This is a genomic window from Kluyvera sp. CRP, from assembly GCF_019930565.1.
GTDB lineage: Bacteria > Pseudomonadota > Gammaproteobacteria > Enterobacterales > Enterobacteriaceae > Kluyvera > Kluyvera georgiana_A.
On record NZ_CP082841.1, the window covers coordinates 4,107,771 to 4,132,270 of the forward strand.

The following is a 24,500-nucleotide window of genomic DNA, read 5'->3' on the forward strand; positions in this document are numbered from 1 at the left end:
GTTTACTCGTCTTCATCCTCAAAGCGGGCGACAATACGTTCGCCGGTATGGGTCGCGCGCAGCTCTTCGGCCACCAGCGCAATGGCCTGGCCGCTCGCCATCCCCTGCGCCATCAGTTCCTGAATACGCTCGACGGCTTTCTGCTGCTGCTCATGGCTCAGTGAAGGTAATCCTGCAAACATCATTTACTCCTGCTACATTGTGTGCGCTTATTATTTCATGCTGCCCGATTATTAGCCATAGGCAGCGCAGACCTGGCTGGACTGAATAACAATGTTACACCCTTCAACCCTAACGCTTCCCTGGCGACAGGACGCCGCAGAATACTACTTTGCCCCGCTCAGCGCCTCACCGTGGGCGATGCTGCTGCACTCCGGTTACGCCGAACATCCGCACAGCCGCTACGACATCGTCGTCGCCGAACCGCGTACCACGCTGCTCACCTGCGGTGATACCACCACGGTAAGTGGTCAGAGCGGCGCAATTTCATCGACGGACGATCCGTTGGCTCTGCTACAACGCTCGCTCGATGACAGCAAATTCTCCCGCCAGCCGCTGGCTGACTTACCGTTTACCGGCGGCGCCGTGGGGCTGTTTGGCTATGATTTGGGACGACGTTTTGAGAAGCTGCCGACGCGGGCGCAGCACGATATCGCCCTGCCGGACATGGCGGTCGGGATCTATGACTGGGCGCTGATTGTCGACCATCAGCGTCAGGTTGTCACCTTACTGAGCTATGACGATGTGGAAGCTCGTCTGGCGTGGCTGCAGCAGCAGGTTGCGCCGCAGTCTCCCCCCTTCGCTCTCACCTCGGCGTGGCAGTCCAATATGAGCCGCCAGCAGTACGGCGAGAAATTCCGTCAGGTGCAGGCATATCTGCGTAGCGGCGACTGCTATCAGGTGAATCTGGCCCAGCGCTTTCAGGCCACCTATCAGGGCGACGAATGGTCGGCGTTTGTCCGGCTGAACCGCGCCAACCGCGCACCGTTCAGCGCCTTTCTGCGCCTTGCCGACGCCGCGATTTTGAGCCTGTCTCCAGAGCGTTTTATTCAGCTTCATCAGCGACAGATCCAGACTCGGCCAATCAAAGGCACGCTGCCTCGCCTGGACGATCCGCAGGCAGATGCTGCTCAGGCGTCGAAACTGGCCAACTCGCCGAAAGATCGTGCAGAAAACCTGATGATTGTCGATCTGATGCGCAACGACATTGGCCGTGTGGCGACGCCCGGCAGCGTGCGGGTGCCGGAACTGTTCGTGGTGGAGCCATTCCCAGCTGTGCATCACCTGGTGAGCACCATTACCGCGGAACTACCCGACTCGCTGCACGCCAGCGATCTGCTGCGCGCCGCTTTTCCTGGCGGCTCTATCACCGGCGCGCCGAAAGTACGCGCCATGGAGATTATCGACGAACTGGAACCGCATCGACGCAACGCCTGGTGCGGCAGCATCGGCTACCTCAGCGCCTGTGGCAATATGGATACCAGTATCACCATTCGCACCGTTACGGCGACCAACGGCACGCTGTACTGCTCGGCGGGCGGGGGGCTGGTGGCCGATAGCAATGAAGATGCGGAATATCAGGAAACATTTGATAAAGTTAATCGTATCTTACATCAACTGGAGTCCTGAGCATGGCAGACCGTTCGTTGGATCTGGACGATTTTCTCTCCCGCTTTCAACTACTTCGCCCACAGCCAACCCGCTCGGCGCTCAACGCCCGCCAGGCGGCGGTTCTGATCCCCATCGTCCGTCGCCCGGAACCCGGACTGTTGCTCACGCAGCGCTCCGCTCGTTTGCGCAAACACCCAGGACAGGTGGCCTTTCCCGGCGGCGCGGTGGACAGCAGCGACGCCTCGCTGATTGCCGCCGCCCTGCGTGAAGCGCAGGAAGAAGTGGCGATCCCACCCGAATGCGTGGATATCATCGGTGTACTGCCGCCGGTCGATAGCGTCACCGGTTTTCAGGTCACGCCTGTCGTCGGCGTTATTCCGCCGAATCTGCATTATCACGCCAGCGAAGATGAAGTGGCGTCGGTGTTTGAAATGCCGCTGGCCGAAGCGCTGCGTCTGGGGCGCTATCATCCTCTCGACATCCACCGCCGCGGTAATTCGCATCGCGTCTGGCTCTCCTGGTATCAGCACTATTTTGTCTGGGGCATGACCGCTGGCATCATTCGTGAGCTGGCGCTACAAGTGGGCCTCAAGCCCTGACTATACTGATCATATCCACCGGTTTTCAGTATTAGTAAAATCACGGCTATTCATTAGTTAAATTCATGTGAATAGTTAAGCTGAACGCCGGGTTCCCTCATACACTATGCGCAGTAATTACATCGTTGCCGCAACGGCGCGGCAACCCTGTCAGGAGTGTTAAAGTGATTAGTATATTCGACATGTTCAAGGTGGGGATTGGCCCCTCATCTTCCCATACTGTAGGGCCGATGAAGGCTGGCAAACAGTTCGTCGATGACCTGGTCGAAAAGGGACTGATTGATGACGTGACGCGCGTAGCCGTCGACGTCTACGGTTCCCTTTCCCTCACCGGTAAGGGCCACCATACCGATATCGCGATTATTATGGGTCTGGCGGGCAACCAGCCAGATACCGTGGATATCGATGCGATACCCGCGTTTATCCGCGATGTAGAAACCCGTGGACGTCTGCTGCTGGCCAATGGCCGCGTAGAGGTCGATTTCCCGGCGGACGACGGCATGCGTTTTCGCAGCGAGAACCTGTCGTTGCATGAGAACGCCATGCAGATTCACGCCTGGGCCGGCGATACGCTGGTATACAGCAAAACCTATTACTCTATCGGCGGCGGCTTTATCGTCGATGAAGAACACTTCGGCAAAGAAGCCAGCAACGCGGTAACCGTCCCCTATCCGTTTGCCTCCGCCACCGAAATGCTCGGCTACTGCAAAGAAACCGGCCTGTCGCTGTCCGGCATGGTGATGCAGAACGAACTGGCGCTGCACAGCAAACAAGAAATTGAAGATTACTTTGCCAACGTCTGGCAGACCATGCGCGCCTGTATCGACCGCGGCATGAATACCGAAGGCATTCTGCCTGGGCCACTGCGTGTTCCGCGTCGTGCGTCCGCCCTGCGCCGTATGCTGGTATCCAGCGACAAACTCTCCCACGATCCGATGAACGTCGTGGACTGGGTGAACATGTTCGCGCTGGCGGTCAACGAAGAAAACGCCGCCGGGGGCCGCGTGGTGACCGCGCCGACCAATGGCGCCTGCGGGATCGTCCCGGCGGTTCTGGCCTATTACGATCACTTTATCGAGCCGGTCACCCCGGATATCTACATCCGCTACTTCCTGGCTTCCGGGGCGATTGGCGCGCTGTATAAAATGAACGCCTCGATTTCCGGTGCGGAAGTGGGCTGTCAGGGTGAAGTGGGTGTCGCCTGCTCGATGGCGGCGGCGGGTCTTGCCGAGTTGCTGGGCGCCAGCCCGGAGCAGGTTTGCGTGGCGGCGGAAATTGGTATGGAGCACAATCTGGGTCTGACCTGTGACCCGGTTGCCGGCCAGGTGCAGGTACCGTGTATCGAGCGTAACGCTATCGCCTCGGTGAAAGCGATCAACGCCGCACGCATGGCCATGCGCCGTACCAGTGAACCGCGCGTGTCGCTCGATAAGGTTATCGAGACGATGTACGAAACCGGTAAAGATATGAACGCCAAATACCGCGAAACCTCCCGCGGCGGCCTGGCGATTAAAGTACAGTGTGACTAATCACACTTTTTACCCACCCCTAATACGGGTGGGTGAATTATTCCCTTCTTTTCCCTCACAATGTTCGCTTGCCACTACACTTGCCTTTGCAGCACTGGTATTTTCAATATCACTCTATTCGCACTGAGCATCGGACATGCAAACAGCACAATGGATTATCAGGAAGTATCTCCGTAAGCGAATCGCTGTTTGTGTGATTATCGCGGTGGGTGCCTTTGCGCTTACCCTGGGGACGCGATTTATTTCGCAGCGTAGCGTAAATCAGCAACAGATCGATGCGCTGACGTTCCATTCCGTCGAACGCCTGAATAAAATATTACAGCCGGTGGAAACCCAGCGACAGGCGATGCTGGCGCTGGTTGGCCAACCCTGTATGGCCATCCATCTTCCGTTGCGCAAGTTGGCGGTTACCCTGCAAACGGTACGCTCAATCGCACTCATAAAATCGGGTCAGCTGTACTGTTCCAGCGCGCTGGGCGCGCGCGATGTTGCCGTCCATTCCCTGCAACCGCAGTTGCCGACCAGCCAGCCGCTGCTTGAGCTAACCACCGACCATTCCCTGCTGAAGGGAACGCCGATACTGATTCAATGGTATCCGGCCTCTGCCGACGGCCAGGATGGCGTACTGGTGTCTATCAACATTGATCTCATCAGCAATATTATCCTTGAACCGTCCCCTCCGCTGATTAGCCACGTCAGTCTGAACGTGGGTGAACATCATTTTCAGCATGAGGCCGGCATTACCGATGCGCTGGTCAACGACGGTGACAACGTCTATACCCGAGCCTCCACGGCCTTTCCCTTTAGCGTCACCGCCCACAGCCCCGGCGCCGAGCAGTTGGCGTTGCGCAATCTGGTCTCCGAGCTGCCGCTGGCTATCATCATGAGCGTGCTGTTTACCTGGATTGCCTGGCTGGCCACCGCCGGGCGGCTCAGCTTCTCGCGGGAAATTAATATGGGGATCGCGGGCAAGGAGTTTAGCCTGTACTGCCAGCCGCAGATGGATGCCCGGATGCAGCGTTGTGTCGGCGTCGAGATCCTGCTGAGGTGGCACAATCCCAGGGTCGGCTGGGTAGAGCCGGACGTATTTATTCCCATTGCCGAAACGCAAAACCTGATTATTCCGCTCACTCGCTATGTGATTAGCGAAACGGCGCAAAAACTGCATCTTTTCCCCAAAGACAGTGACTTCCAGATTGGCATTAACGTTGCCGCACCGCACTTCAAGAACGGCCGCTTGCTGAAGGACTTACATCAACACTGGTTTAGCTGTCACCCCATTCAGCAGCTAACGGTCGAACTGACCGAGCGCGATGCCCTGCATGACGTGAACTACGAAGTGCGCAGTGACCTGGGGAATCACCAGATCAAGCTGGCGATCGATGACTTTGGCACCGGAAACAGTTCCCTGTCCTGGCTTGAGATGCTGCATCCCGATGTACTGAAGATTGATAAATCGTTCACCAGCGCCATCGGCACCGATGCGGTGAACTCAACGGTCACGGACATTATTATCGCGCTGGGGCAACGGCTGAATATCGAACTGATTGCGGAGGGCGTGGAGACACGCGAGCAGGCGCAGTATTTGCAGCGTCACGGCGTCCACTTATTGCAGGGATATCTGTTTTCGCCGCCGATGCCGCTGGCGGATTTTCCGCAGTGGCTGGCTGAGCAGGAAAGCCGAAAAAACTAGCCCGGCGTCAACTTTGACGCCGGGCTACCGGGTATTACTCTTCTTCGTCGTGTGCGGAAACCAGCTTCACGACGCGCACCTGATCGACGCGATAGCTGTTCGCTTCGGTCACGGTGATTTGCAGCGACGGCAGTTCAACCGTCTCGCCCACCGCCGGAATCTGACCGTTTACCGCAATCACCAGACCCGCGACGGTCGCGTAGTCGTTATCTTCATCGACCAAATTATCGAGGTCCAGCGTCTGCTGTAACGCGTGCAGGTCCGTGGTGCCTTTCACTAACCAACCTTCACCATCGGCCACAATTTCCGGTGTTTCATCCGCATCCGGGAACTCACCGGCAATGGCTTCCAGCACGTCCAGCGGCGTCACCAGTCCCTGAACCACGCCAAACTCGTTAGTCACAATAACGAAACTCCCGCGCGCCCTGCGCAGTACGCCCAGCAGGTTAATCGGGTCGAGGGTATCCGGCACGATAATCGCCGGCGTCGCCGCGGCAATCGCCAGCACGTCTTCACCCGCTTCCAGCGCCACCAGCAGCTCTTTAGCACGAACAATACCGACAATTTCATCCAGCTCACCGCGGCATACCGGGAAGAGACTATGCGGTGATGACAGCAGCTGTTCGCGAATTTCGTCCACGCTCAGATCGGCGTCAACCCAGCTGATTTCACCGCGCGGCGTCATGATGCTGCGCAGCGAGCGCGAGGCCAGAGTCAGCACGCCGTTAATCATATAGCGTTCCTCTTCGACAAACGCCCCTTCCGGCACCGGCACGTTCGGCTGGTGTCCTTCTTCCTGGGCCGCGCTCACCGGCTTGCGGTTACCCATCAGGCGCAGAATGGCGTCGGCAGTACGCGCACGCAGCGGCAGCGTCGATTGATGACGGATAAAGTTACGACGCGCAATCTGGTTAAACAGCTCAATGATGATCGAGAAACCAATCGCCGCGTACAGGTAGCCTTTCGGAATATGGAAACCAAAACCTTCTGCGACCAGGCTCAGGCCAATCATCAGCAGGAAACTCAGACAGAGCACCACCACCGTCGGATGCTGGTTGACGAAGTTCGTCAGCGGTTTCGACGCCAGTAACATCACGCCCATAGCAATCACCACGGCGGCCATCATGACCGGCAGATGGTTCACCATCCCGACCGCCGTAATCACCGCATCCAGCGAGAAGACCGCGTCAAGCACCACAATCTGCAAAACCACGACCCAGAAGCTGGAATAGCCTTTGCCGTGGCCCGAATCGTGCTGACGGTTTTCCAGACGCTCGTGCAGTTCCGTGGTCGCTTTAAACAGCAGGAACAGACCACCCACCAGCATGATCAGGTCTCGTCCGGAGAAGGTCTGCCCCCATACGCTGAACAGCGGCGCGGTCAGCGTCACCATCCACGAAATGACGGAAAGCAGTCCCAGACGCATGATCAGCGCCAGCGACAGACCGATAAGACGGGCTTTATCTCGTTGTTTAGGCGGTAGTTTATCGGCAAGGATCGCGATAAAGACCAGGTTATCAATACCGAGAACGATTTCCAGAACGACAAGCGTCAACAATCCGGCCCAAATTGACGGGTCCATTAACAGTTCCATAAACCACTCCAACAAGAGACGTGACGAGTCATCGCTATGTCATGTTTAAGCGAGACGATACCGGATGATAGAAAAGCGTGGCGCGCAAGGCCAGGAAGTGTGCCGCAAGAGCGGTTGATTGCGAAAAGGCGTCGGTGACGATCCATACTACGGGCTGATGCCCTATACTCCTGTGTGATTAAACGGATATACAACATAGCAAAAATAAATGACTTTTTGGCAGAGATTTACGAGTCTTTGCAAAATGTAAGGTAATTTTTTGCAGCCTGAAATAATTGCCGACCTTTAACTAAATTACGGATCTTCATCACATTAATTATTCTTTCACTGTCTAAAATAATTCTCGGTAATTATTGGTTTATCTCTCTAACCCTTGTCTGAATCGATTCGGTAACGACATCGGCTCAAAATGTATCAGACCTACTGATGCACACGATAATAAAAGGAGGTAGCAAGTGACGATTGCTATTGTTATAGGCACACATGGTTGGGCAGCAGAACAACTGCTGAAAACAGCAGAGATGCTGTTGGGTGAGCAGGAGAATGTTGGCTGGATCGATTTCGTGCCTGGCGAGAATGCAGAAACGTTAATCGAAAAATACAACGCGCAGTTGGCCAAGCTTGATACCAGCAAAGGCGTGTTGTTCCTGGTCGACACCTGGGGCGGTAGCCCGTTCAATGCGGCAAGCCGTATTGTTGTCGATAAAGAAAACTATGAAGTGATTGCTGGCGTCAACGTCCCGATGCTGGTCGAAACCTTCATGGCCCGTGATGACAACCCGAGCTTCGACGAACTGGTCGCTCTGGCCGTTGAAACCGGTAGCGAAGGCGTAAAAGCGCTGAAAGCAAAACCGGTTGAAAAAGCCGCTCCGGTCGCAGCACCTGTTGCGCCGAAAGCCGCTGCACCAGCGAAACCAATGGGCCCGAACGATTACATGGTGATCGGTCTGGCGCGTATCGATGACCGTCTGATTCACGGCCAGGTTGCGACCCGTTGGACCAAAGAGACGAACGTGACCCGCATTATTGTCGTCAGCGATGAAGTCGCTGCTGATACCGTGCGTAAAACGCTGCTGACTCAGGTTGCTCCTCCAGGCGTAACGGCACACGTTGTCGATGTCGCTAAAATGATCCGCGTCTACAACAACCCGAAATATGCGGGCGAACGCGTTATGCTGCTGTTCACTAACCCGACAGAAGTGGAACGTGTTGTGGAAGGCGGTGTGAAAATCACCAGCGTCAACATCGGCGGGATGGCTTTCCGTCAAGGTAAAACTCAGGTGAATAACGCCATTTCCGTTGATGAGAAAGATATCGAAGCGTTTAAGAAACTGAACGCGCGCGGTATCGAGCTGGAAGCCCGTAAGGTCTCCACCGATCAGAAACTGAAAATGATGGATCTGATTGCCAAAGCGGAAAAATAACCGTTCTGGCCCGTTTTTTAGCTTTCACACTTAAGTCTGTATAAGCAATAGGAGAAGTACAATGGAGATTACCACTCTTCAGATTGTGCTGGTGTTCATCGTCGCATGTATCGCGGGTATGGAGTCGGTACTTGATGAATTTCAGTTCCACCGTCCGCTGGTGGCCTGTACGCTGATCGGTGCCGTTCTCGGGGACATGAAAACCGGTATTATCATCGGTGGTACCCTTGAAATGATCGCACTGGGTTGGATGAACATCGGTGCGGCAGTTGCACCGGATGCGGCCCTGGCCTCAATTATCTCTACCGTTCTGGTTATCGCCGGTCACCAAAGCATTGGTGCGGGTATCGCGCTGGCGATTCCTCTGGCCGCTGCAGGCCAGGTTCTGACCATCATCGTTCGTACTATCACCGTGGCATTCCAGCACGCGGCGGATAAAGCGGCGGAAAACGGTAACCTGACGGCGCTCTCCTGGCTGCACGTCTCTTCCCTGTTCCTGCAGGCAATGCGTATCGCTATTCCGGCGGTTATCGTCGCTGTTTCTGTCGGCACCAGCGAAGTTCAGGGCATGCTGAACGCGATTCCGGAAGTGGTAACCAGCGGTCTGAACATCGCCGGTGGTATGATCGTCGTAGTCGGTTATGCGATGGTTATCAACATGATGCGCGCAGGCTACCTGATGCCGTTCTTCTACCTCGGTTTCGTCACCGCGGCATTTACTAACTTCAACCTGGTTGCTCTGGGTGTGATTGGCGCAGTAATGGCAATCCTCTACATCCAGCTGAGCCCGAAATACAACCGCGTAGCCGGTGCCCCAGCTCAGGCAGCTGGCAATAACGATCTCGACAACGAACTGGACTAACAGGTGAGCGAAATGGTTGATATGACTAAAACTACCACCGAGAAAAAACTCACTCCGAGTGACATTCGTGGCGTGTTCATTCGTTCTAACCTGTTTCAGGGTTCATGGAACTTCGAACGTATGCAGGCGCTGGGCTTCTGCTTCTCCATGGTTCCGGCGATCAAACGCCTGTACCCAGAGAACAACGATGCGCGTAAACAGGCTATTAAGCGTCACCTGGAATTCTTCAACACCCATCCGTACGTAGCCGCTCCAGTACTGGGCGTTACGCTGGCGATGGAAGAACAGCGTGCAAACGGCGCAGAGATTGACGATGGTGCCATCAACGGTATCAAAGTTGGTCTGATGGGTCCGCTGGCAGGCGTGGGTGACCCGATCTTCTGGGGTACCGTTCGCCCGGTATTTGCTGCACTGGGTGCAGGTATCGCGATGAGCGGCAGCCTGCTGGGTCCTTTGCTGTTCTTTATTCTGTTTAACGCAGTCCGTCTGCTGACCCGTTACTACGGCGTCGCCTACGGTTACCGTAAAGGTATCGATATCGTTAAAGATATGGGCGGCGGCTTCCTGCAGAAACTGACTGAGGGGGCATCCATCCTCGGCCTGTTTGTCATGGGGGCGTTGGTGAACAAGTGGACGCACGTGAACATCCCGCTGGTGGTATCAACCATCACCGGTCAGGATGGCCAGACTCGCGTCACCACCGTGCAGACTATCCTCGACCAGCTGATGCCGGGCCTGGTACCGCTGCTGTTGACCTTCGCTTGTATGTGGCTGCTGCGTAAGAAAGTGAACGCCCTGTGGATTATCGTTGGCTTCTTCGTCATCGGTATCGTGGGCTACGCAATCGGCCTGCTGGGTCTGTAATATCTGCTGTATGCCGGGGGCCTCTGCCCCCGGTTTTTTTTATCTGGAGGCTTAATGACAATAACGGATCTGATACTGGTTCTTTTCATCCTCGCGCTACTGGCATTCGCCATTTACGACCAGTTCATTATGCCCCGCCGTCATGGCGTTACCCTGCTCTCGGTTCCCCTGCTGCGCCCTGGACGCGTGGACAGCGTTATCTTCGTCGTGCTGATTGTCATTCTGGTTTATAACAACGTCACTCATCACGGGGAAATAATCACCACGTGGTTATTATGCACGCTGGCATTGATGGGCTTTTATCTCTTCTGGATCCGTAGCCCGAAGATTATTTTCAAAACGGAAGGCTTTTTCTTCGCCAATGCGTGGATTAAATACAGCCGAATCCAAAAAATGAATTTATCCGAGGATGGTGTGCTGGTGATGCAATTAGAACAGCGCCGTCTTCTTGTCCGGGTCAAAAATATTGATGACCTCGAAAAGATCTACAACCTTCTCATCAATAATCAATAAGTTAAAATATAGCCATCGCTATAACTGCATTATTTTCACACAGCAGAGTTATAGCGTTGGCTATGTTTATTCCCACAAACCCTGCCCTATTTATTAACCTCTTGATTACGCAATAAATCTAAATGAAAATCGTTATCATCAAAAGGCGAAATATACAATAGCAAGAGTTGTTTTATATTCTAAAAATATGTTAAGGTTGCGCCCGTCGTTGGGGAGTAGCTGATTTCCACTAGCTGGAAATGTACGTGTCAACATACTCGTTGCAAAACGTGGTGCGTACGGATTACATCAGTAGTCAAGCGAGACCATAGACGCATTACTGCTGATTACTGGGGGCAGGAATGTGTCGTATGGAAACTTCCCGGTCTGGACACGCTCATGAATTTAACCGCCACTATCCTCCTTGCCTTAGGTATGTCGATGGATGCATTCGCTGCATCGATTGGTAAAGGCGCCACCCTGCATAAACCCAAATTCTCTGAAGCGTTGCGTACCGGTCTGATCTTTGGCGTCATCGAAATGCTCACCCCACTGATTGGCTGGGGGCTGGGCATGCTGGCCAGCCAGTTTGTGATGGAATGGAGTCACTGGGTGGCGTTTGTTCTGCTGGTGTTCCTCGGCGGGCGTATGATTATCGAGGGTATTCGCGGTAATGACGACGACGCCGAAGAAAAAGAAGCGCCACGTCGTCACGGCTTCTGGCTGCTGGTCACGACGGCAATTGCCACCAGCCTTGATGCGATGGCTGTCGGCGTTGGGCTGGCATTCCTGAAGGTCAATATTCTGACCACCGCGTTTGCCATCGGCTGCGCCACATTTATGATGTCGACGCTGGGTATGATGGTTGGCCGCTTTATTGGCCCGCTGCTTGGCAAACGGGCCGAAATTCTGGGCGGGGTGGTGCTTATCGCCATCGGCGCGCAGATCCTCTACGCGCACTATATGGGCTAGTCTTCCTCGCGACGCCAGGCGTGAATGGCAAAATCCGTCTGGCAACCAAACTGCGTCTGCTGCTGCAACGTTTCCCACACTTCCGGCTTCGCTCGCCACGCAAACGGCGTCATCTGCAATAGCGTCACCGCTTCATTGCCGGTCAACTGCATCGGGTACGCCAGCGCGTCGTGGCTCTCGAGCGTAAATCCCTCAATCACTTCTGAGTGTGGCGCATGCAACTGCACTTCGTTGTAGATAAGCCCCTTTAGCTCTACGAGATGACGTGGCCCCGGCGTCACTGTGATGACCCACCCGCCAGGTTTCACCACTCGTTTAAGCTCGGAGGGATTGCAGGGAGCATAAATACGAATCACCACATCCATACTGCTGTCAGCAAAAGGCAGACGCTGGCTGGATGCGACGCAAAAATTCACCTGCGGATAGCGCTTAGCGCCAAATCGGACCGCCGTTTTTGACACGTCCAGCCCCCACGTTTCCTGCGCCAGCGCGGCAAACGCGTGGGTGTAATAACCTTCCCCGCAGCCAATATCCAGCAACTGTTGCGGGTTAATGGCTCGCAGCTTTTCGCTCACGGCATCGCGCAGCGGCTGATAGTGTCCGGCATCGAGAAAGGCGCGGCGCGCCTGCATCATCTCGGCGCTATCGCCCGGATCGCGAGAACGTTTGTGCTGCACCGGCAGGAGGTTAACGTAGCCCTCTTTCGCCCGATCAAACTGATGACGCTGTGGGCAAAGGTAACTATTGCCGCTGCGCGTAAGCGGCGCGTGGCAGAGCGGACAACTGTAGGACATAACAACTCCGGCTGGATAACAAAGGGCGAAAGTGTACCGCTATTCTGGCACGGACGGAAGGCGACGTGAGGGTTTAAAGCAGATGGTGCTGAAATGATAAAGCCCCGCAAACGCGAGGCTTTATGTCTGATAATGTTGCGCTTGCGCGCCGCAAGATCAGTGGGTGTCGAATCAGATAGCGGTTACGTTAACAGCCGCTGGGCCTTTCTGGCCGTCCTGAATTTCGAACTCAACGTTCTGACCTTCAGCCAGAGTTTTGAAGCCGTTACCCTGGATTGCAGAGAAATGTACGAATACATCTTTGCTGCCGTCAGCCGGAGTAATGAAGCCAAAACCTTTAGACTCGTTGAACCACTTAACTTGACCTTTAATCTTTGCCATTTGCAAAATTCCTTAGAGTGTTTTCTGCGCCCGCAGGCGTTTTCATAGATAAAACTGAGACATGACTGCATGAGGCACTAATATAAGGTTCGGCAGAGAAGCGGTATTCAACGTCAACGTGTTTACTCAGAACTTCTTTACTGATAATGCCATACATAAACAGAACTGTACCTCGTTTAACCCAAAACGTGTTATCACATACAACGTAAATAATGGCAAGCCATTTTTAAACGTGACTCGATCGGCCGCACAAATCCCAACAAATCATTTGCTCATGGGCGCTTTTACGCCTAAGAGCAAACGCTGACGGGCGGCTAGCAGCATGCCGCAAACGTGACCTAGCTTACGGTAACGTAAGACATTTTTAACATAGACCAACTTTTTTTCCGCGTCCAGAATGTCGTTACTATGAGCAAAAAATTTATATCTTTAGATTAATTTCACTATAACTTTTTCAGCTGTCATTTTGATGGCCGGTTATAAGTCCATTCGTACCACATGAAGCGCTTCGAAGAGGTTCGGTTAATAGCTCGCGTTATTTTGCACCAAAATAATGATCGTTTTGTGACATTGCCTCATAACAACGCAATAAAAACGTTTCGCTATTATGGTGTGGATTATGCAAAGCGGATTCGCATGAATATTAAGCACCGCTACAACATTATTACGAGCGATAATATTTCGACTAGAAATAATACCCGTCAATGAGTCATGAATAACAATAACATACTGTTATGTTATCGACCGGGATGGAAGATCGACGCTAACGCTGACTGATGTTTGCGCAACACCGCAACCAACGCACGCAAAGATAAGAGACTGGCAGGGAAGACACGGATATGCACCAGGGCAGTGCATCAGCATTCAGTCCGGCAGCCTGACGCAGGCTGCACGGAGTCATCACATAAAGTTATTATCGTTCGGCAACCAGGCGAATAAAATCGTCTTTGTCGTCTTCTTTTCCGTTTTCTGCCTGCGGCGCCTCTTCTTCCTTTTTCTCTGGCTCATTGGCTTCACATAAACGACGCAGCAGCGCATTTTGACGCTTTTGCTGATCGAGCAGCGATTCAAGGAGTTCGATTTGCTCGTTAGCGCGAGAACTGGCGCGGTTCACAAAGAACCACAGAACCAGACCGACTAACAGCAGCAGGAAGGATAACGCCAGAGATGCCAGATTTAATGCCCCAGAACTTACAAGATCACTCATTTTACCACCTCAAAAGGAACGATCTATTCTACCACTCACATCACGGAAGGAAATGCTGCCGGCAAAAATGTTTTACCAGGGTATAAACCGGTTAATACTGCAAACCCCGCTGAAAAACTGAACATCCTGATCGCACATCACGTTGATCATTTGTGTCCAGAGCAGCAGGCAGGCAGCAATCACGATTATCAGTAATACCCACCGAAACTTTTTCACTCCACTCTCCGCATGAATTCTTATTCAGATACAACCAGGTTAGCATGCTAACCTTAAACCGCGGCTAACTGTAACGGCATCTTGTGCTTTTAGGAATCATAGACTTGTGTCAATCCGTAATCACGTTACGGTAGTATTCATGAGAGAAATAATAGAAGAGGATTTATTATGCGCCTGTTAATCAGGATCATCGTTTGCCTGGTCATCATTGCGATAGGTGTGCTGCTGAGCGGCTATGGTGTACTGGCGGGTAGCCAGAAGACCGCTGGAGGCCTTGGGCTACAATGTAAGTATCTGACGGCCCAGGGATTTAGCACCGCATTTTACCTACACGGCGATAACGGCGTGGTCGGGCGACCCAGTTGCCCGCTGCTGCGTAAAACGGCCAGCGTCGTCGACGAAGGTTAACGGCAGACAAAAAAAAGCCCGGTACTATACCGGGCTTTTTTATTTCGCGATCAGAACGGGTAGTCGTTATAGCCCATCTGTTCCGAAATTTTACGCGCTGCGGTATGCAGCATCTCCACATACTCATGCAAGCGCTCTTCAGAGAAACGCAGCGTGGGGAAAGAGATACTCAAACCGGCGATCACCACGCCGAAACGGTCAAACACCGGGACGCCGATACAGCGCAGCCCTTCTTCCTGCTCTTCGTTATCTTCGCCGTAGCCCTGCTTGCGCACCTGTTCCAGAACGGTGATCAGCTCATCGGTGTTGGCAATCGTGCGCTCGGTACTGCACTTATACTCAACGCCTTCAAGGATCTGGCGAACTTCGGCGGTATCACGCCAGGCCAGCAGAACCTTACCAATAGCCGTACTGTACAGCGGGTTACGACGCCCTACGCGGGAATACATACGCAGGTTATACATGGAGTCAATTTTATGGATGTAAACAATGCTGTCTTCATCCAGTGCACCCAGGTGAATGGTCTCTTTCGTCAGACGAGAGAGCTCACGCATCTGGATGTCCGCGCTGCGGATCAGGTCAACGTTTTGCAACGCCCGCGCACCCAGTTCAAAAAGCTTCAGGGTCAGCGAATACTTTTCAGATTCCCCTTCCTGGGCAACATAACCCAAAGACTTCATGGTTTGCAAAAAGCGATAAACGGTGCTTTTCGACATCATGACGCGCTGCGAAAGTTCAGTAATGCCAATTTCGCGTTCTTCGCCAAGCGCCTGCAGGATACCAAATACCTTTAGTACCGAAGAGACAGAATCTGGCTGCTTGTCCAAATCTGCTGCTGACATTTATCACCTCATCGCAACTGTTTTATAAATATTAGAACCGGTTGTTATTATAATTTCGCAAAGCCTCCGTAGCAATGAAACTTCTGTTACCTGGTTACAAATCTTAGACATTCAATTGATTAATCAATGCTAGAATCATTCTCTGGTTAATAATTTCCTCAAAAACAACTTCCCACATGACTAGAAACATGATTGATGGCCTGCCACTGCCACAGCGGTACGGGGCCATTTTGACGATTGTGATCGGCATTACCATGGCCGTTCTCGACGGCGCGATCGCCAACGTTGCGCTGCCGACCATCGCCAGCGATTTGCACGCATCACCGGCGGCATCTATTTGGATCGTTAATGCTTACCAGATTGCGATTGTCATCTCCCTGCTGTCTCTCTCTTTCCTCGGCGACATGATTGGCTATCACCGCATCTATAAAGCAGGTCTGGTGGTCTTCACTCTCGCTTCGCTGTTCTGCGCCTTCTCAAACTCGCTGGAGATGCTGACCCTGGCGCGTATTCTGCAAGGCTTCGGCGGAGCGGCATTGATGAGCGTGAATACGGCGCTGATCCGCCTCATTTACCCGCAACGCCAGCTCGGACGCGGTATGGGCATCAACTCCTTTGTGGTGGCCGTCTCCTCAGCGGCCGGCCCGACTATCGCCGCGGCCATTCTTTCGCTGGCCACCTGGCAGTGGCTCTTTTTTATCAACGTACCGCTGGGCGTTATAGCCTGGCTGCTGGCCGTACGTTTCCTGCCGTCGAACGGTACGCGCAGCCAGTCGACGCGCTTCGATCTGCCAAGCGCAGTGATGAATGCCCTGACCTTCGGCCTGCTTATCACGGCACTGAGCAGCTTTGCCCAAGGACAGTCTATTGAGCTGGTGCTGGCTGAAGTCGCCGCGCTACTGGTCATTGGTTTCTTCTTCGTCCGCCGGCAGCTTCATTTGCCGGTGCCGCTGCTGCCGGTTGATCTACTGCGTATCCCGCTGTTTTCGTTGTCCATTTGCACTTCCATCTGCTCATTCTGCGCGCAAATGCTGGCCATGGTTTCACTGCCCTTCTTCTTGCAAACGATGGTTGGCCGTAGCGAAGTTGAGACCGGCCTATTGCTGACGCCATGGCCGCTGGCAACCATGGTGATGGCGCCACTGGCTGGCTATTTGATTGAACGGGTTCACGCCGGTCTACTCGGCGCGCTGGGCATGGGGATTATGGCCTGCGGACTGTTTGCTATGGCGATGCTGCCCACCTCACCGAGCGACCTGGATATTATCTGGCGCATGTTGCTGTGCGGCGCCGGTTTTGGGCTGTTCCAGTCGCCCAACAACCACACAATTATTGCCTCCGCCCCGCGTAACCGCAGCGGCGGTGCCAGCGGCATGCTCGGCACGGCGCGCCTTCTTGGGCAGAGCACCGGCGCGGCGCTGGTTGCGCTGATGTTTAATCTCTTTGGCAATGGCGGCACGCACGTGTCCCTACTGTTGGCAGGTACGCTCGCCGTCGTCGCCACGCTCTTTAGCGGCCTGCGGGTAACGCAGCCGCGCGCGCAAAGTTAAGCCCCCTCCTCTGACGATACCCGCCGGTTGCCTAACCCGCGGGTATCGCCGGGCAACTCCAGCAGATTATTTTTGAAAATAAACAAGCAAGCCTCATTAAAATTGTCCACGCCAAGACGTTCGGCCAGTTCGGTTCGCTGTCGATAAAGCCCCCTCACTGACATATTCAACATGTCGGCCGCCTCTTCCATGGTCATACCCGTCATCAGCAGATGTAGCATCAGCCGCTCAGCGTCACTGAGAACAAGGTTTTCCAGCCAGACCGACGTTAAGCGACGACTTTTCATGTTCAACAGCAGCGTAAATAATGCCGTAATATCCGTCGGCTCAAGCAGGTTGCGTAAAAACAACTTCATATTCAGCATTTCAGCTTCACGATAGCGCATATCCAGCATGATACAGGAGACCGGTTTTTTCGATCGCGACGCATCCAGTATCAGATAGTCATAACAATGAAGCGGTGAGCGACTATCAATCAATACAGAATATTCGTCGGCGCTGCCATCAAACACCTTACGATCAATCGAATCTAACTGAATAATATCCGGGAATAACAGTTCAATGCCTCTGACGAGGTAGCTGTCTTGCGTTACTAAAAGTATAGATGTTGCCACAAATCATCCCTTATACATTTAAAGCAGGAACATCCTTTCAGGAGAAAAGACAACCTCCATTGCATGGCTTATTATAATGGTGACAAACTATGTTGATTTGATTACCTCTCTGCCCGCCATATCACGCCATCACAACAGGCGGCATGATAATGACTCATCGTGATTATAATTAAAAAACAACCACAGAAAAGATGCAGTTTAAGAGATTAAGATTTTTTGTCATAAAACGTCCTAAATATTGCCTGTTCACAAGCCATTTCATGCCACAACCTATTGAGCCTCGCCCTTAATTCATAACCACATGAAATACAACAAAATAGATCATTATCAATAATTTAAAATCAAAACCAAACAATCAGAAAACCCTATTTTTTCATTTATCTACAGATAAATCCTAAAACATAGAGGCCATTTTCGGTATATTTATCGACAATCACATCCGGTGTATATTAGCGATCATACAACTCCGTTTGAGGAAATGCTTTATTACCTAAAAGTAAGTTAGACAGACCAAAAGAACAATCTGCTTCGCGCAATTATTACCTTTCCCTGATTCAGGATTGAAAGGCGGCCATGTTTTGTCACGAACTCTGGATACAGTTATGGTAAATAGATATGGATAGCTCGTCTCATCACAATAAAACACGCTATTATCGCAACTCCAAATTATCGCTTTCATTTAGCCTGATATTACTGATTCCGGGCCTGGTGCAGGGCGCTCAATCCATATATGAACAACAGATTGAGCAAGCGCGGAGCGGTAATTACTCCGCGTTTCTTATCTATGTTGAACGCTATCAGCAGCATAATGCCTTAAATGCCGGGCAGGTCGCGGACTGGCTACAGGTGGCATCGTGGGCCGGGCGCGATCGTGACGTTATTCAGATTTGGCAACGCTATCAGGTATATATGCCGATTCCGCCACGAGGGGTCGCCGCAGCCGCTCAGTCCGCGCGAAATCTTCAACAGTGGCAAACAGCGCTATCGCTTTGGCAACAGGCCCTTATGCTGGCGCCCGATAATGATGACTATCGTATCGGCTACATTAAAACCCTGGCCGACGCGCGTCAGGACTCTGCGGCGTTGAAAGAGGCGCAGCGCTTGCTCACCGAACGACATACCCCTGCCCATCTGCAAACGCTGGCCTATGTGTATCAACAGCAAGGGAAAGACTGGGATCGGTTATTAAACGATACCCTCGCACTCGTCCATGACCCACACGATAGCGCGATGCTCAGCGAGTGGGTTGCGGCCCTGAGCGATAGCCGAGTTGCTACGCCAGCGCAAGCACACGCGTCGTCGGCGACACTCACGCCCGAGCAGCGTCGGCAGTTGGATCTCAATGCGACGGCAGAAATCGTGCGCCTTGCAGTCCTACCGACCCGCACCGAACAAGAACGCTTCTTTCTGGCGCAGCTGGCGCTCAGCCGCTACGACGTGATGTTAACGCGCTGGAAAGACGATCCCGCTGCGCAGCAGGATGTGATACGCGCCCGTCTCGACAGACTTGGCGCCTTCTATGCCAACGCCGACTATTCGTCGGTGACTCATGAATACCAGACGCTACTCGCCGCAAAGCAAACCGTGCCCGACTGGGCTATCGGCTGGGTTATTTCAGCCTATCTGGAACAAGAAAACGTTTCCGCCGCCCAGACGCTCCTCGCCGAGCATCCGGGCTATATCCCGGACGCTGATGATGACCAGAACGCATTATTTTTCGCCCTGCTGGATACCGGTCAGTACCAGGCCGCCAGGCAATACGTTGCCCGGGTAATGCAGAATACGCCCTGGGCCCGGTACGATTATGGCGATCCCATCGCCCTGCCTAACGATCGCTGGCTGACCGGACAATCGCTCTACGTGCAGTACCTCGCGCAGAGTAACGCGTTACCACAGGCGCAGGCACTTTCCCGCCAGTTGGCTGACTCCGCGCCGGGCAATCAAGGGCTACAAATCGATTACGCCACGGTGCTGCAGGCTCGCGGCCAGCCCAGAGCGGCGGAACGTAAGCTCAAAATGGCAGAGGCGCTGGAACCTGCAAATATCGAACTGGAAAGCCAGCAGGCCTACGTCGCCATGGATCTTCATGAATGGCATCAGTTGGATGTACTGACTGACGATATCATCGCTCGCAGGCCTAAGGATCGCAGCGCGCAGAAGCTGGCCAGGCTGCGCGACATTCAGCATTTTTCAGAGTTACGCATTAACGCTGGTAAGGGACTGTATTCCGACAACCCCATCAGCGGCACGCACGATCTCTCCTGGGATGCCACGCTCTACTCTCCCCCGCTGGCGGACAACTGGCGCGTATTTGCCGGTACCCGCTTTGCACAGGGCCAATTTGATGAGGGCAAAGGCTCCGCGCGTCATCTCTTTGGCGGTCTGGAGTGGCGACCGCGTGATTTTTGGGGCGAGGCCGAACTGTCCAGCAATCACTATCACGGCACCAGCAAGCCGGGCGCACGCATCGCTGCAAAATATCGACCAGTTGACAGCTGGCAGTTTGGCGGCGAAATAGAGCGAATCTCCCGCACCACGCCCTTACGGGCGCTGCGTAATGGGATCAGCGCCAACCGCGCAGAGGCTTCAGTGCATTGGTATCAGAATGAACGGCGCGACTACCGCCTCAGTGCCGCAGCCAGCGATTTTTCTGACGGCAACCGTCGGCAGGAATACAGCGTAACCGGCCAGGAACGTCTGTGGCAGAGACCATCAATGACGCTCACCCTTGGCCCGGAAATCTCCGCAAGCGCCAACAGCCTCGCCGACACCCAGTATTACAACCCGGCGCGGGATCTCTCCGCGGCGGCTTCATTGGCCGTCGACCACCAGATGTACCGACACTACGACACGCTCTGGAGCCAACAGATCGTCGCCGGTGGCGGCGTCTACTGGCAGAAACAACGGTCCCCAGGCGCTATCACCCTCTTAGGTTACGGGCAACGCGTTCAGTGGAACAACGTCCTTGATACCGGGCTGATGCTTAATTGGGATAAGCGCCCCTACGACGGCAAACGCGAAAGCAATCTCGCCGTCACCTTTGATGCCACTTTACGGTTTTAAGGATGATTATGCTGAACACACGTCTCCGTATCAGCCTGGTTACGATAGGCTGGCTGTGCATGAGCGCAGTCGCTTATGCCAAAGCAATGCCCTTTATTGCCCCGCAGGATCGCGCGCCGCTAGTTGCCAGCCAACCGTGGCCAAAAAACCACTTTCTGGTGCTGGGTTATCACGACGTTGAAGATGATATCGCCGACCAGCGCTACCTGACCGTACGCACCAGCGCGCTCAACGAACAGATTAGCTGGCTACTGCACAACGGCTATCACGCCATCAGCGTACAGGATATTATTGATGCGCATCAATCGCGTAAGACGCTGCCGCCAAAGGCATTTTTGCTAAGTTTCGACGATGGCTACAGCAGCTTTTATACCCGTGTCTGGCCGCTGCTGAAAGCCTGGAATGTCCCCGCGCTGTGGGCGCCGGTCGGCAGTTGGGTCGATACGCCCGCCGGACAGACCGTCAATTTTGGCGGCTTGATGACGCCACGTGAACGTTTTGCCACCTGGCAGATGGTGAGAGAGGTCAGCCGTTCGCCGTTGGTGGAAGTGGGAGCCCATACCTGGGCCTCACACTATGGCATTCCGGCTAACCCACAGGGTAGCCTCGAACCGGCGGTCGCCAATCGGTTCTACGATCGGCAAAGCGGCCGTTATGAAACGGACCAGCAGTTCACCCAGCGCATTAGTGAAGACGTGCGTAAAGTGACCGCGAAAATCGGTGAAGTAACGGGGAAACCGCCACGCGCCTGGGTTTGGCCCTATGGAGAAGCCAACGGTGCGACGCTTGCCATCGCCAAAAAGCACGGTTATCAATTAGCCTTTACGCTGGCCGATGGTCTGGGCGATGCCAGCGACATTGAAAATATCCCTCGCCTGCTCATTTCTGGAAACCCTTCGCTAAAAGCCTTCGCCAGCATGGTGACGCAGGTGCAGGAACCGGAAGTCGTGCGTGTGATGCATGTTGATCTCGACTATCTCTACGACCCGGATGTCGCCCAGCAGACCCGTAATATCGACAAGCTGGTGCAGCGGGTCTACGACATGAAGATCAGCCATGTCTTTCTACAGGCGTTTTCCGACCCACAGGGCGACGGCAACATTAAAGCGCTCTATTTCCCCAATCGCTGGCTCCCCGTACGCGCCGATCTGTTTAACTTCGTCTCCTGGCAGCTGCAGACCCGCGCCAGAGTTAAGGTTTATGCCTGGATGCCAGTGCTGGCATTCGACCTCGCCCCCACCCTTCCCCGCGTACAACGCTGGGATCCGCAAACCGGGCGTACGCTGACCGCCACCGAGCCCTACATCAGACTGTCACCGTGGAGCCCGCAGGCGCGTCGTCAGATAACGGATCTCTATGAAGATCTCGCCCGTTATGCCCCATTCAACGGCATTTTATTTCACGATGATGCCGTGCTTAGCGATTTTGAGGATGCGGGCCCGGCGGCCATTAGCGCGTGGCAACAGTCCGGTTCCCCCTACAGCATCGCCGACATGGCCCGCCACCCTACCGAGCGTCGGGCTTGGACGCGTTTCAAGAGCCAGACACTCGTGACGTTCACTCGTCAATTAAGCCACGCTGCCCAGCGTATTCGTGGCCCCCAGGTCAAAACCGCACGCAATATTTTCGCCCTCCCGCTGCTGGAGCCGGAGAGCGAGGCCTGGTTTGCGCAGAATCTCGACGATTTTCTGGCCGCCTATGACTGGACGGTACCAATGGCCATGCCGTTGATGGAATCCGTTACCCCTGCGCAAGCCGATGACTGGCTGGCTCAGCTGGTAAGCGCGGTGGCGGCTCGTCCGGGCGCGTTAAGCAAAACGATTTTCGAGCTTCAGGCCAAAGACTGGAATCACCGGGCGCAAAATGCTGTCCCCGACGCTCAGTTGGTGGAGTGGATGCAGGTGCTCCAGCTCAACGGTGTGAAAAACTACGGCTACTATCCCGACGATTTCATCGAAAACCAGCCCAACATGGCTCGTATTCGGCCCGCATTCTCTTCGTACTGGTACCCCAAAAATGACTGATCGCCTTATCGCATTTTGTATTTTAGGACTGGTGTTCGGGCTGCCGCTGGGCGTCGCAGCCATTTTTACCGGTGAGTTGATTCTCGATTTCGTGTTCTTCTGGCCACTATTTATGTCGGTACTGTGGGTCACCGGCGGACTTTATTTTTGGTTTCAGCTTGAACGCCGCTGGCCGTGGGCTCCCAAAATGCCGCCTCCCGTTCTGCCCGGCGAGCCGCTGATATCGATCCTAATCCCCTGTTTTAACGAAGGGAAGAATGCGCGAGAAACCCTCTGCGCGGCACTGGCACAGCGTTATCCGCATATTGAGGTGATCGCCATCAACGACGGCTCAGCAGATGATACCGCCGAGGTACTTGAACAGCTTGCGCGCGAGCAGCCACGCCTGAGGGTGATTCATCTGGCGGAAAATCAGGGCAAAGCCGTGGCGTTAAAAGCGGGAGCCGCTGCGGCAAGGGGCGACCTGCTGGTGTGTATCGACGGCGATGCCCTGCTCGATAGCGATACGGCGGCCTATCTGGTCGCGCCGCTGATTCAGTACCCGCATGTGGGGGCAGTGACGGGCGATCCACGCTGATTGGCCGTATTCAGGTCGGTGAATTTTCCTCGATTATCGGGCTCATCAAACGCACGCAGCGCATTTATGGCCGGGTATTTACCGTCTCCGGAGTGATTGCCGCCTTCCGTCGACAGGCACTGGCCGACGTGGGTTACTGGAGCCCCGATATGATTACCGAGGACATCGACATCAGCTGGAAGTTACAGCTGCACCACTGGGACATCTTTTTTGAACCACGTGCGCTGTGCTGGATCCTGATGCCTGAGACGCTTAAGGGACTGTGGAAGCAGCGTCTACGCTGGGCACAAGGCGGGGCGGAAGTTTTCCTGGTTAATCTGCGCAAACTGTTTAGCTGGGAACATCACCGAATGTGGCCCCTGTTTGCGGAATATGCACTCTCCACGCTGTGGGCTTTTGCCTATGCGGTGACGGTACTGCTGTTTCTGCTCAGCTCTCTTTTGCCGCTGCCGGAAAATCTGGCCGTCAGAAGCCTGTTTCCCCCGGAGTTTACCGGCCTGCTGCTGGGGGTGATGTGTTTGCTACAGTTCGCCGTCAGCCTGTTTATTGAACGCCGCTATGAAAAGAAGGTCGCCTTTTCGCTGTTCTGGGTGATTTGGTTCCCGATGGTGTACTGGATGATAGGCATGTTCACAACCATCGTCGCCTTCCCGAAAGTTATGCTGAAACGCCAGCGCGCACGCGCGCGTTGGGTGAGTCCCGATCGTGGTAAAGGAAGAATGTGATGAACGAAAATAGCATAATTTTAACCGAACACCGCCTGATGCCCCGCTGCTTTGACGCGGCGTTAACGCTGCTCGCCTGGTGCGGTTTTCTGTTTTTTCTCTACGCCAATCTGCTAATGAAGCTGACCGAAGACGGCGGACAACGCTGGGATACGATGGTCGAGGCGTTTAATACTCTGCTGGTGTACCTGATGATTGCCGCGATCAACGGCTGGCTGTTGATTCTCTGGTATCAATACAACCGTCGGCGAACACATTCCCGACGCCATGCCCGCCTGGCGTCGCTGCAGAGGGACGAACTTGCCCGCAGTTTTAACATTGCGCCGCAGATTATTTCGGAGATGAGCCAGTACAATCTGCTGACGGTCTATCACGACAATATTGGTCGTATTATCGATTTAAAAACCGCGTCTCATCATCGCGGCTAAAAAAAAGCCAGCCTGCGGTAAACGGGCTGGC

At 54.1% G+C, this 24,500-nt stretch carries 23 protein-coding genes and 1 pseudogene; 15 read left to right on the forward strand and 9 right to left on the reverse strand.

Annotation, left to right across the window (positions count from 1 at the left end; all coding sequences use genetic code 11):
• Window positions 1-2: 2 nt before the first annotated feature.
• Window positions 3-182 carry a YoaH family protein gene (locus K7B04_RS19460; protein ID WP_223804198.1) on the reverse strand — a complete coding sequence of 60 codons (180 nt, stop codon included), beginning with the start codon at window positions 180-182 and terminating at the stop codon, window positions 3-5.
• A gap of 91 nt (window positions 183-273) precedes the next feature.
• Between K7B04_RS19460 and pabB the strand changes: the two genes are divergently transcribed.
• From pabB to K7B04_RS19480, 4 genes are all read left to right on the forward strand, one after another.
• Window positions 274-1,629: an aminodeoxychorismate synthase component 1 gene (pabB, locus tag K7B04_RS19465; RefSeq protein WP_223802812.1), complete on the forward strand. Its 1,356-nt coding sequence runs from the start codon at window positions 274-276 to the stop codon at window positions 1,627-1,629.
• A gap of 2 nt (window positions 1,630-1,631) precedes the next feature.
• Entirely contained in the window at window positions 1,632-2,210 is a 579-nt protein-coding gene (locus K7B04_RS19470; protein WP_163449280.1) for a CoA pyrophosphatase, read from the forward strand.
• A gap of 164 nt (window positions 2,211-2,374) precedes the next feature.
• Window positions 2,375-3,739, forward strand: coding sequence for an L-serine ammonia-lyase (gene sdaA, locus K7B04_RS19475; protein ID WP_064544793.1), 1,365 nt, complete (start codon window positions 2,375-2,377; stop codon window positions 3,737-3,739).
• A gap of 136 nt (window positions 3,740-3,875) precedes the next feature.
• The gene (locus K7B04_RS19480; RefSeq protein WP_167575593.1) at window positions 3,876-5,432 is read left to right on the forward strand and encodes an EAL domain-containing protein; all 1,557 of its coding nucleotides are present in this window, start codon (window positions 3,876-3,878) and stop codon (window positions 5,430-5,432) included.
• A gap of 34 nt (window positions 5,433-5,466) precedes the next feature.
• Here K7B04_RS19480 and yoaE read toward each other — a convergent pair whose 3' ends face one another.
• Window positions 5,467-7,026, reverse strand: a complete 1,560-nt coding sequence (gene yoaE / locus K7B04_RS19485) for a CNNM family cation transport protein YoaE (protein ID WP_167575592.1) — start codon at window positions 7,024-7,026, stop codon at window positions 5,467-5,469.
• 455 nt (window positions 7,027-7,481) lie between these two features.
• Here yoaE and manX point away from each other — a divergent pair, with 455 nt between their 5' ends.
• The 5 genes from manX to mntP all read left to right on the forward strand — a co-directional run bounded on the left by manX (window position 7,482) and on the right by mntP (window position 11,640).
• Window positions 7,482-8,450 carry a PTS mannose transporter subunit IIAB gene (manX, locus tag K7B04_RS19490; protein ID WP_163449283.1) on the forward strand — a complete coding sequence of 323 codons (969 nt, stop codon included), beginning with the start codon at window positions 7,482-7,484 and terminating at the stop codon, window positions 8,448-8,450.
• 61 nt (window positions 8,451-8,511) lie between these two features.
• Window positions 8,512-9,312 (forward strand): PTS mannose transporter subunit IIC, encoded by an 801-nt coding sequence (gene manY / locus K7B04_RS19495; RefSeq protein WP_064544786.1) that lies wholly within the window; start codon window positions 8,512-8,514, stop codon window positions 9,310-9,312.
• A gap of 12 nt (window positions 9,313-9,324) precedes the next feature.
• Window positions 9,325-10,176 (forward strand): PTS mannose transporter subunit IID, encoded by an 852-nt coding sequence (locus K7B04_RS19500; protein ID WP_064544784.1) that lies wholly within the window; start codon window positions 9,325-9,327, stop codon window positions 10,174-10,176.
• A 54-nt stretch (window positions 10,177-10,230) separates the two neighbouring features.
• Window positions 10,231-10,689: a DUF986 family protein gene (locus K7B04_RS19505; RefSeq protein ID WP_065356793.1), complete on the forward strand. Its 459-nt coding sequence runs from the start codon at window positions 10,231-10,233 to the stop codon at window positions 10,687-10,689.
• 378 nt (window positions 10,690-11,067) lie between these two features.
• Window positions 11,068-11,640, forward strand: coding sequence for a manganese efflux pump MntP (gene mntP, locus K7B04_RS19510; RefSeq protein ID WP_223802813.1), 573 nt, complete (start codon window positions 11,068-11,070; stop codon window positions 11,638-11,640).
• Here the strand turns inward: mntP and rlmA are convergent.
• The 5 genes from rlmA to mgrB all read right to left on the reverse strand — a co-directional run bounded on the left by rlmA (window position 11,637) and on the right by mgrB (window position 14,238).
• On the reverse strand, window positions 11,637-12,434 hold the full coding sequence (rlmA, locus tag K7B04_RS19515; protein ID WP_163448007.1) for a 23S rRNA (guanine(745)-N(1))-methyltransferase: 798 nt from the start codon (window positions 12,432-12,434) through the stop codon (window positions 11,637-11,639). The genes mntP and rlmA overlap by 4 nt on opposite strands.
• Before the next feature lie 171 nt (window positions 12,435-12,605).
• On the reverse strand, window positions 12,606-12,815 hold the full coding sequence (gene cspE / locus K7B04_RS19520; RefSeq protein ID WP_001062678.1) for a transcription antiterminator/RNA stability regulator CspE: 210 nt from the start codon (window positions 12,813-12,815) through the stop codon (window positions 12,606-12,608).
• Window positions 12,802-12,972 (reverse strand): DUF2627 domain-containing protein, encoded by a 171-nt coding sequence (locus K7B04_RS19525; protein WP_074398761.1) that lies wholly within the window; start codon window positions 12,970-12,972, stop codon window positions 12,802-12,804. Before K7B04_RS19525 ends, cspE begins: the two co-directional genes overlap by 14 nt.
• 756 nt (window positions 12,973-13,728) lie before the next feature.
• Complete coding sequence (locus K7B04_RS19530) at window positions 13,729-14,022, reverse strand: YebO family protein (RefSeq protein WP_163448006.1); 294 nt, start codon at window positions 14,020-14,022, stop codon at window positions 13,729-13,731.
• 72 nt (window positions 14,023-14,094) lie between these two features.
• A complete protein-coding gene (gene mgrB / locus K7B04_RS19535) occupies window positions 14,095-14,238 on the reverse strand; it encodes a PhoP/PhoQ regulator MgrB (protein ID WP_163448005.1) in 144 nt (47 codons plus the stop codon).
• Between the two features lie 168 nt (window positions 14,239-14,406).
• On the opposite strand from mgrB, the gene K7B04_RS19540 reads away from it, so the two are divergent.
• A complete protein-coding gene (locus K7B04_RS19540) occupies window positions 14,407-14,646 on the forward strand; it encodes a YobH family protein (RefSeq protein ID WP_064544772.1) in 240 nt (79 codons plus the stop codon).
• A 50-nt stretch (window positions 14,647-14,696) separates the two neighbouring features.
• Here the strand turns inward: K7B04_RS19540 and kdgR are convergent, their stop codons facing one another.
• Window positions 14,697-15,488 (reverse strand): DNA-binding transcriptional regulator KdgR, encoded by a 792-nt coding sequence (gene kdgR, locus K7B04_RS19545; RefSeq protein WP_064544768.1) that lies wholly within the window; start codon window positions 15,486-15,488, stop codon window positions 14,697-14,699.
• Between the two features lie 176 nt (window positions 15,489-15,664).
• Between kdgR and K7B04_RS19550 the strand changes: the two genes are divergently transcribed.
• Entirely contained in the window at window positions 15,665-17,038 is a 1,374-nt protein-coding gene (locus tag K7B04_RS19550) for an MFS transporter (protein WP_163448004.1), read from the forward strand.
• On the opposite strand, the gene K7B04_RS19555 is transcribed toward K7B04_RS19550, so the two are convergent.
• Window positions 17,035-17,652, reverse strand: coding sequence for a LuxR family transcriptional regulator (locus K7B04_RS19555; protein ID WP_223802814.1), 618 nt, complete (start codon window positions 17,650-17,652; stop codon window positions 17,035-17,037). The genes K7B04_RS19550 and K7B04_RS19555 overlap by 4 nt on opposite strands.
• A 615-nt stretch (window positions 17,653-18,267) precedes the next feature.
• Between K7B04_RS19555 and pgaA the strand changes: the two genes are divergently transcribed.
• The 4 genes and pseudogenes from pgaA (at window position 18,268) to pgaD (ending at window position 24,469) form a co-directional block, all read left to right on the forward strand.
• The gene (pgaA, locus tag K7B04_RS19560) at window positions 18,268-20,715 is read left to right on the forward strand and encodes a poly-beta-1,6 N-acetyl-D-glucosamine export porin PgaA (protein ID WP_223802815.1); all 2,448 of its coding nucleotides are present in this window, start codon (window positions 18,268-18,270) and stop codon (window positions 20,713-20,715) included.
• 8 nt (window positions 20,716-20,723) lie between these two features.
• Window positions 20,724-22,739: a poly-beta-1,6-N-acetyl-D-glucosamine N-deacetylase PgaB gene (gene pgaB, locus K7B04_RS19565; protein WP_223802816.1), complete on the forward strand. Its 2,016-nt coding sequence runs from the start codon at window positions 20,724-20,726 to the stop codon at window positions 22,737-22,739.
• Window positions 22,732-24,041: pseudogene (gene pgaC, locus K7B04_RS19570) on the forward strand (poly-beta-1,6-N-acetyl-D-glucosamine synthase). Before pgaB ends, pgaC begins: the two are co-directional and overlap by 8 nt.
• Window positions 24,041-24,469 (forward strand): poly-beta-1,6-N-acetyl-D-glucosamine biosynthesis protein PgaD, encoded by a 429-nt coding sequence (pgaD, locus tag K7B04_RS19575; RefSeq protein WP_223802817.1) that lies wholly within the window; start codon window positions 24,041-24,043, stop codon window positions 24,467-24,469. Before pgaC ends, pgaD begins: the two are co-directional and overlap by 1 nt.
• The last annotated feature ends 31 nt before the right edge of the window (window positions 24,470-24,500 follow it).

Coding starts and splice junctions, on each gene's coding strand:
- K7B04_RS19460 (WP_223804198.1), bottom strand. CDS start 182: ATGTTTGCAGGATTACCTTCACTGAGCCATGAGCAGCAGCAGAAAGCC.
- pabB (WP_223802812.1), top strand. CDS start 274: ATGTTACACCCTTCAACCCTAACGCTTCCCTGGCGACAGGACGCCGCA.
- K7B04_RS19470 (WP_163449280.1), top strand. CDS start 1,632: ATGGCAGACCGTTCGTTGGATCTGGACGATTTTCTCTCCCGCTTTCAA.
- K7B04_RS19480 (WP_167575593.1), top strand. CDS start 3,876: ATGCAAACAGCACAATGGATTATCAGGAAGTATCTCCGTAAGCGAATC.
- yoaE (WP_167575592.1), bottom strand. CDS start 7,026: ATGGAACTGTTAATGGACCCGTCAATTTGGGCCGGATTGTTGACGCTT.
- manY (WP_064544786.1), top strand. CDS start 8,512: ATGGAGATTACCACTCTTCAGATTGTGCTGGTGTTCATCGTCGCATGT.
- K7B04_RS19500 (WP_064544784.1), top strand. CDS start 9,325: ATGGTTGATATGACTAAAACTACCACCGAGAAAAAACTCACTCCGAGT.
- K7B04_RS19505 (WP_065356793.1), top strand. CDS start 10,231: ATGACAATAACGGATCTGATACTGGTTCTTTTCATCCTCGCGCTACTG.
- mntP (WP_223802813.1), top strand. CDS start 11,068: ATGAATTTAACCGCCACTATCCTCCTTGCCTTAGGTATGTCGATGGAT.
- rlmA (WP_163448007.1), bottom strand. CDS start 12,434: ATGTCCTACAGTTGTCCGCTCTGCCACGCGCCGCTTACGCGCAGCGGC.
- cspE (WP_001062678.1), bottom strand. CDS start 12,815: ATGGCAAAGATTAAAGGTCAAGTTAAGTGGTTCAACGAGTCTAAAGGT.
- K7B04_RS19525 (WP_074398761.1), bottom strand. CDS start 12,972: ATGTATGGCATTATCAGTAAAGAAGTTCTGAGTAAACACGTTGACGTT.
- K7B04_RS19530 (WP_163448006.1), bottom strand. CDS start 14,022: ATGAGTGATCTTGTAAGTTCTGGGGCATTAAATCTGGCATCTCTGGCG.
- K7B04_RS19540 (WP_064544772.1), top strand. CDS start 14,407: ATGCGCCTGTTAATCAGGATCATCGTTTGCCTGGTCATCATTGCGATA.
- kdgR (WP_064544768.1), bottom strand. CDS start 15,488: ATGTCAGCAGCAGATTTGGACAAGCAGCCAGATTCTGTCTCTTCGGTA.
- K7B04_RS19550 (WP_163448004.1), top strand. CDS start 15,665: ATGACTAGAAACATGATTGATGGCCTGCCACTGCCACAGCGGTACGGG.
- pgaA (WP_223802815.1), top strand. CDS start 18,268: ATGGATAGCTCGTCTCATCACAATAAAACACGCTATTATCGCAACTCC.
- pgaB (WP_223802816.1), top strand. CDS start 20,724: ATGCTGAACACACGTCTCCGTATCAGCCTGGTTACGATAGGCTGGCTG.
- pgaD (WP_223802817.1), top strand. CDS start 24,041: ATGAACGAAAATAGCATAATTTTAACCGAACACCGCCTGATGCCCCGC.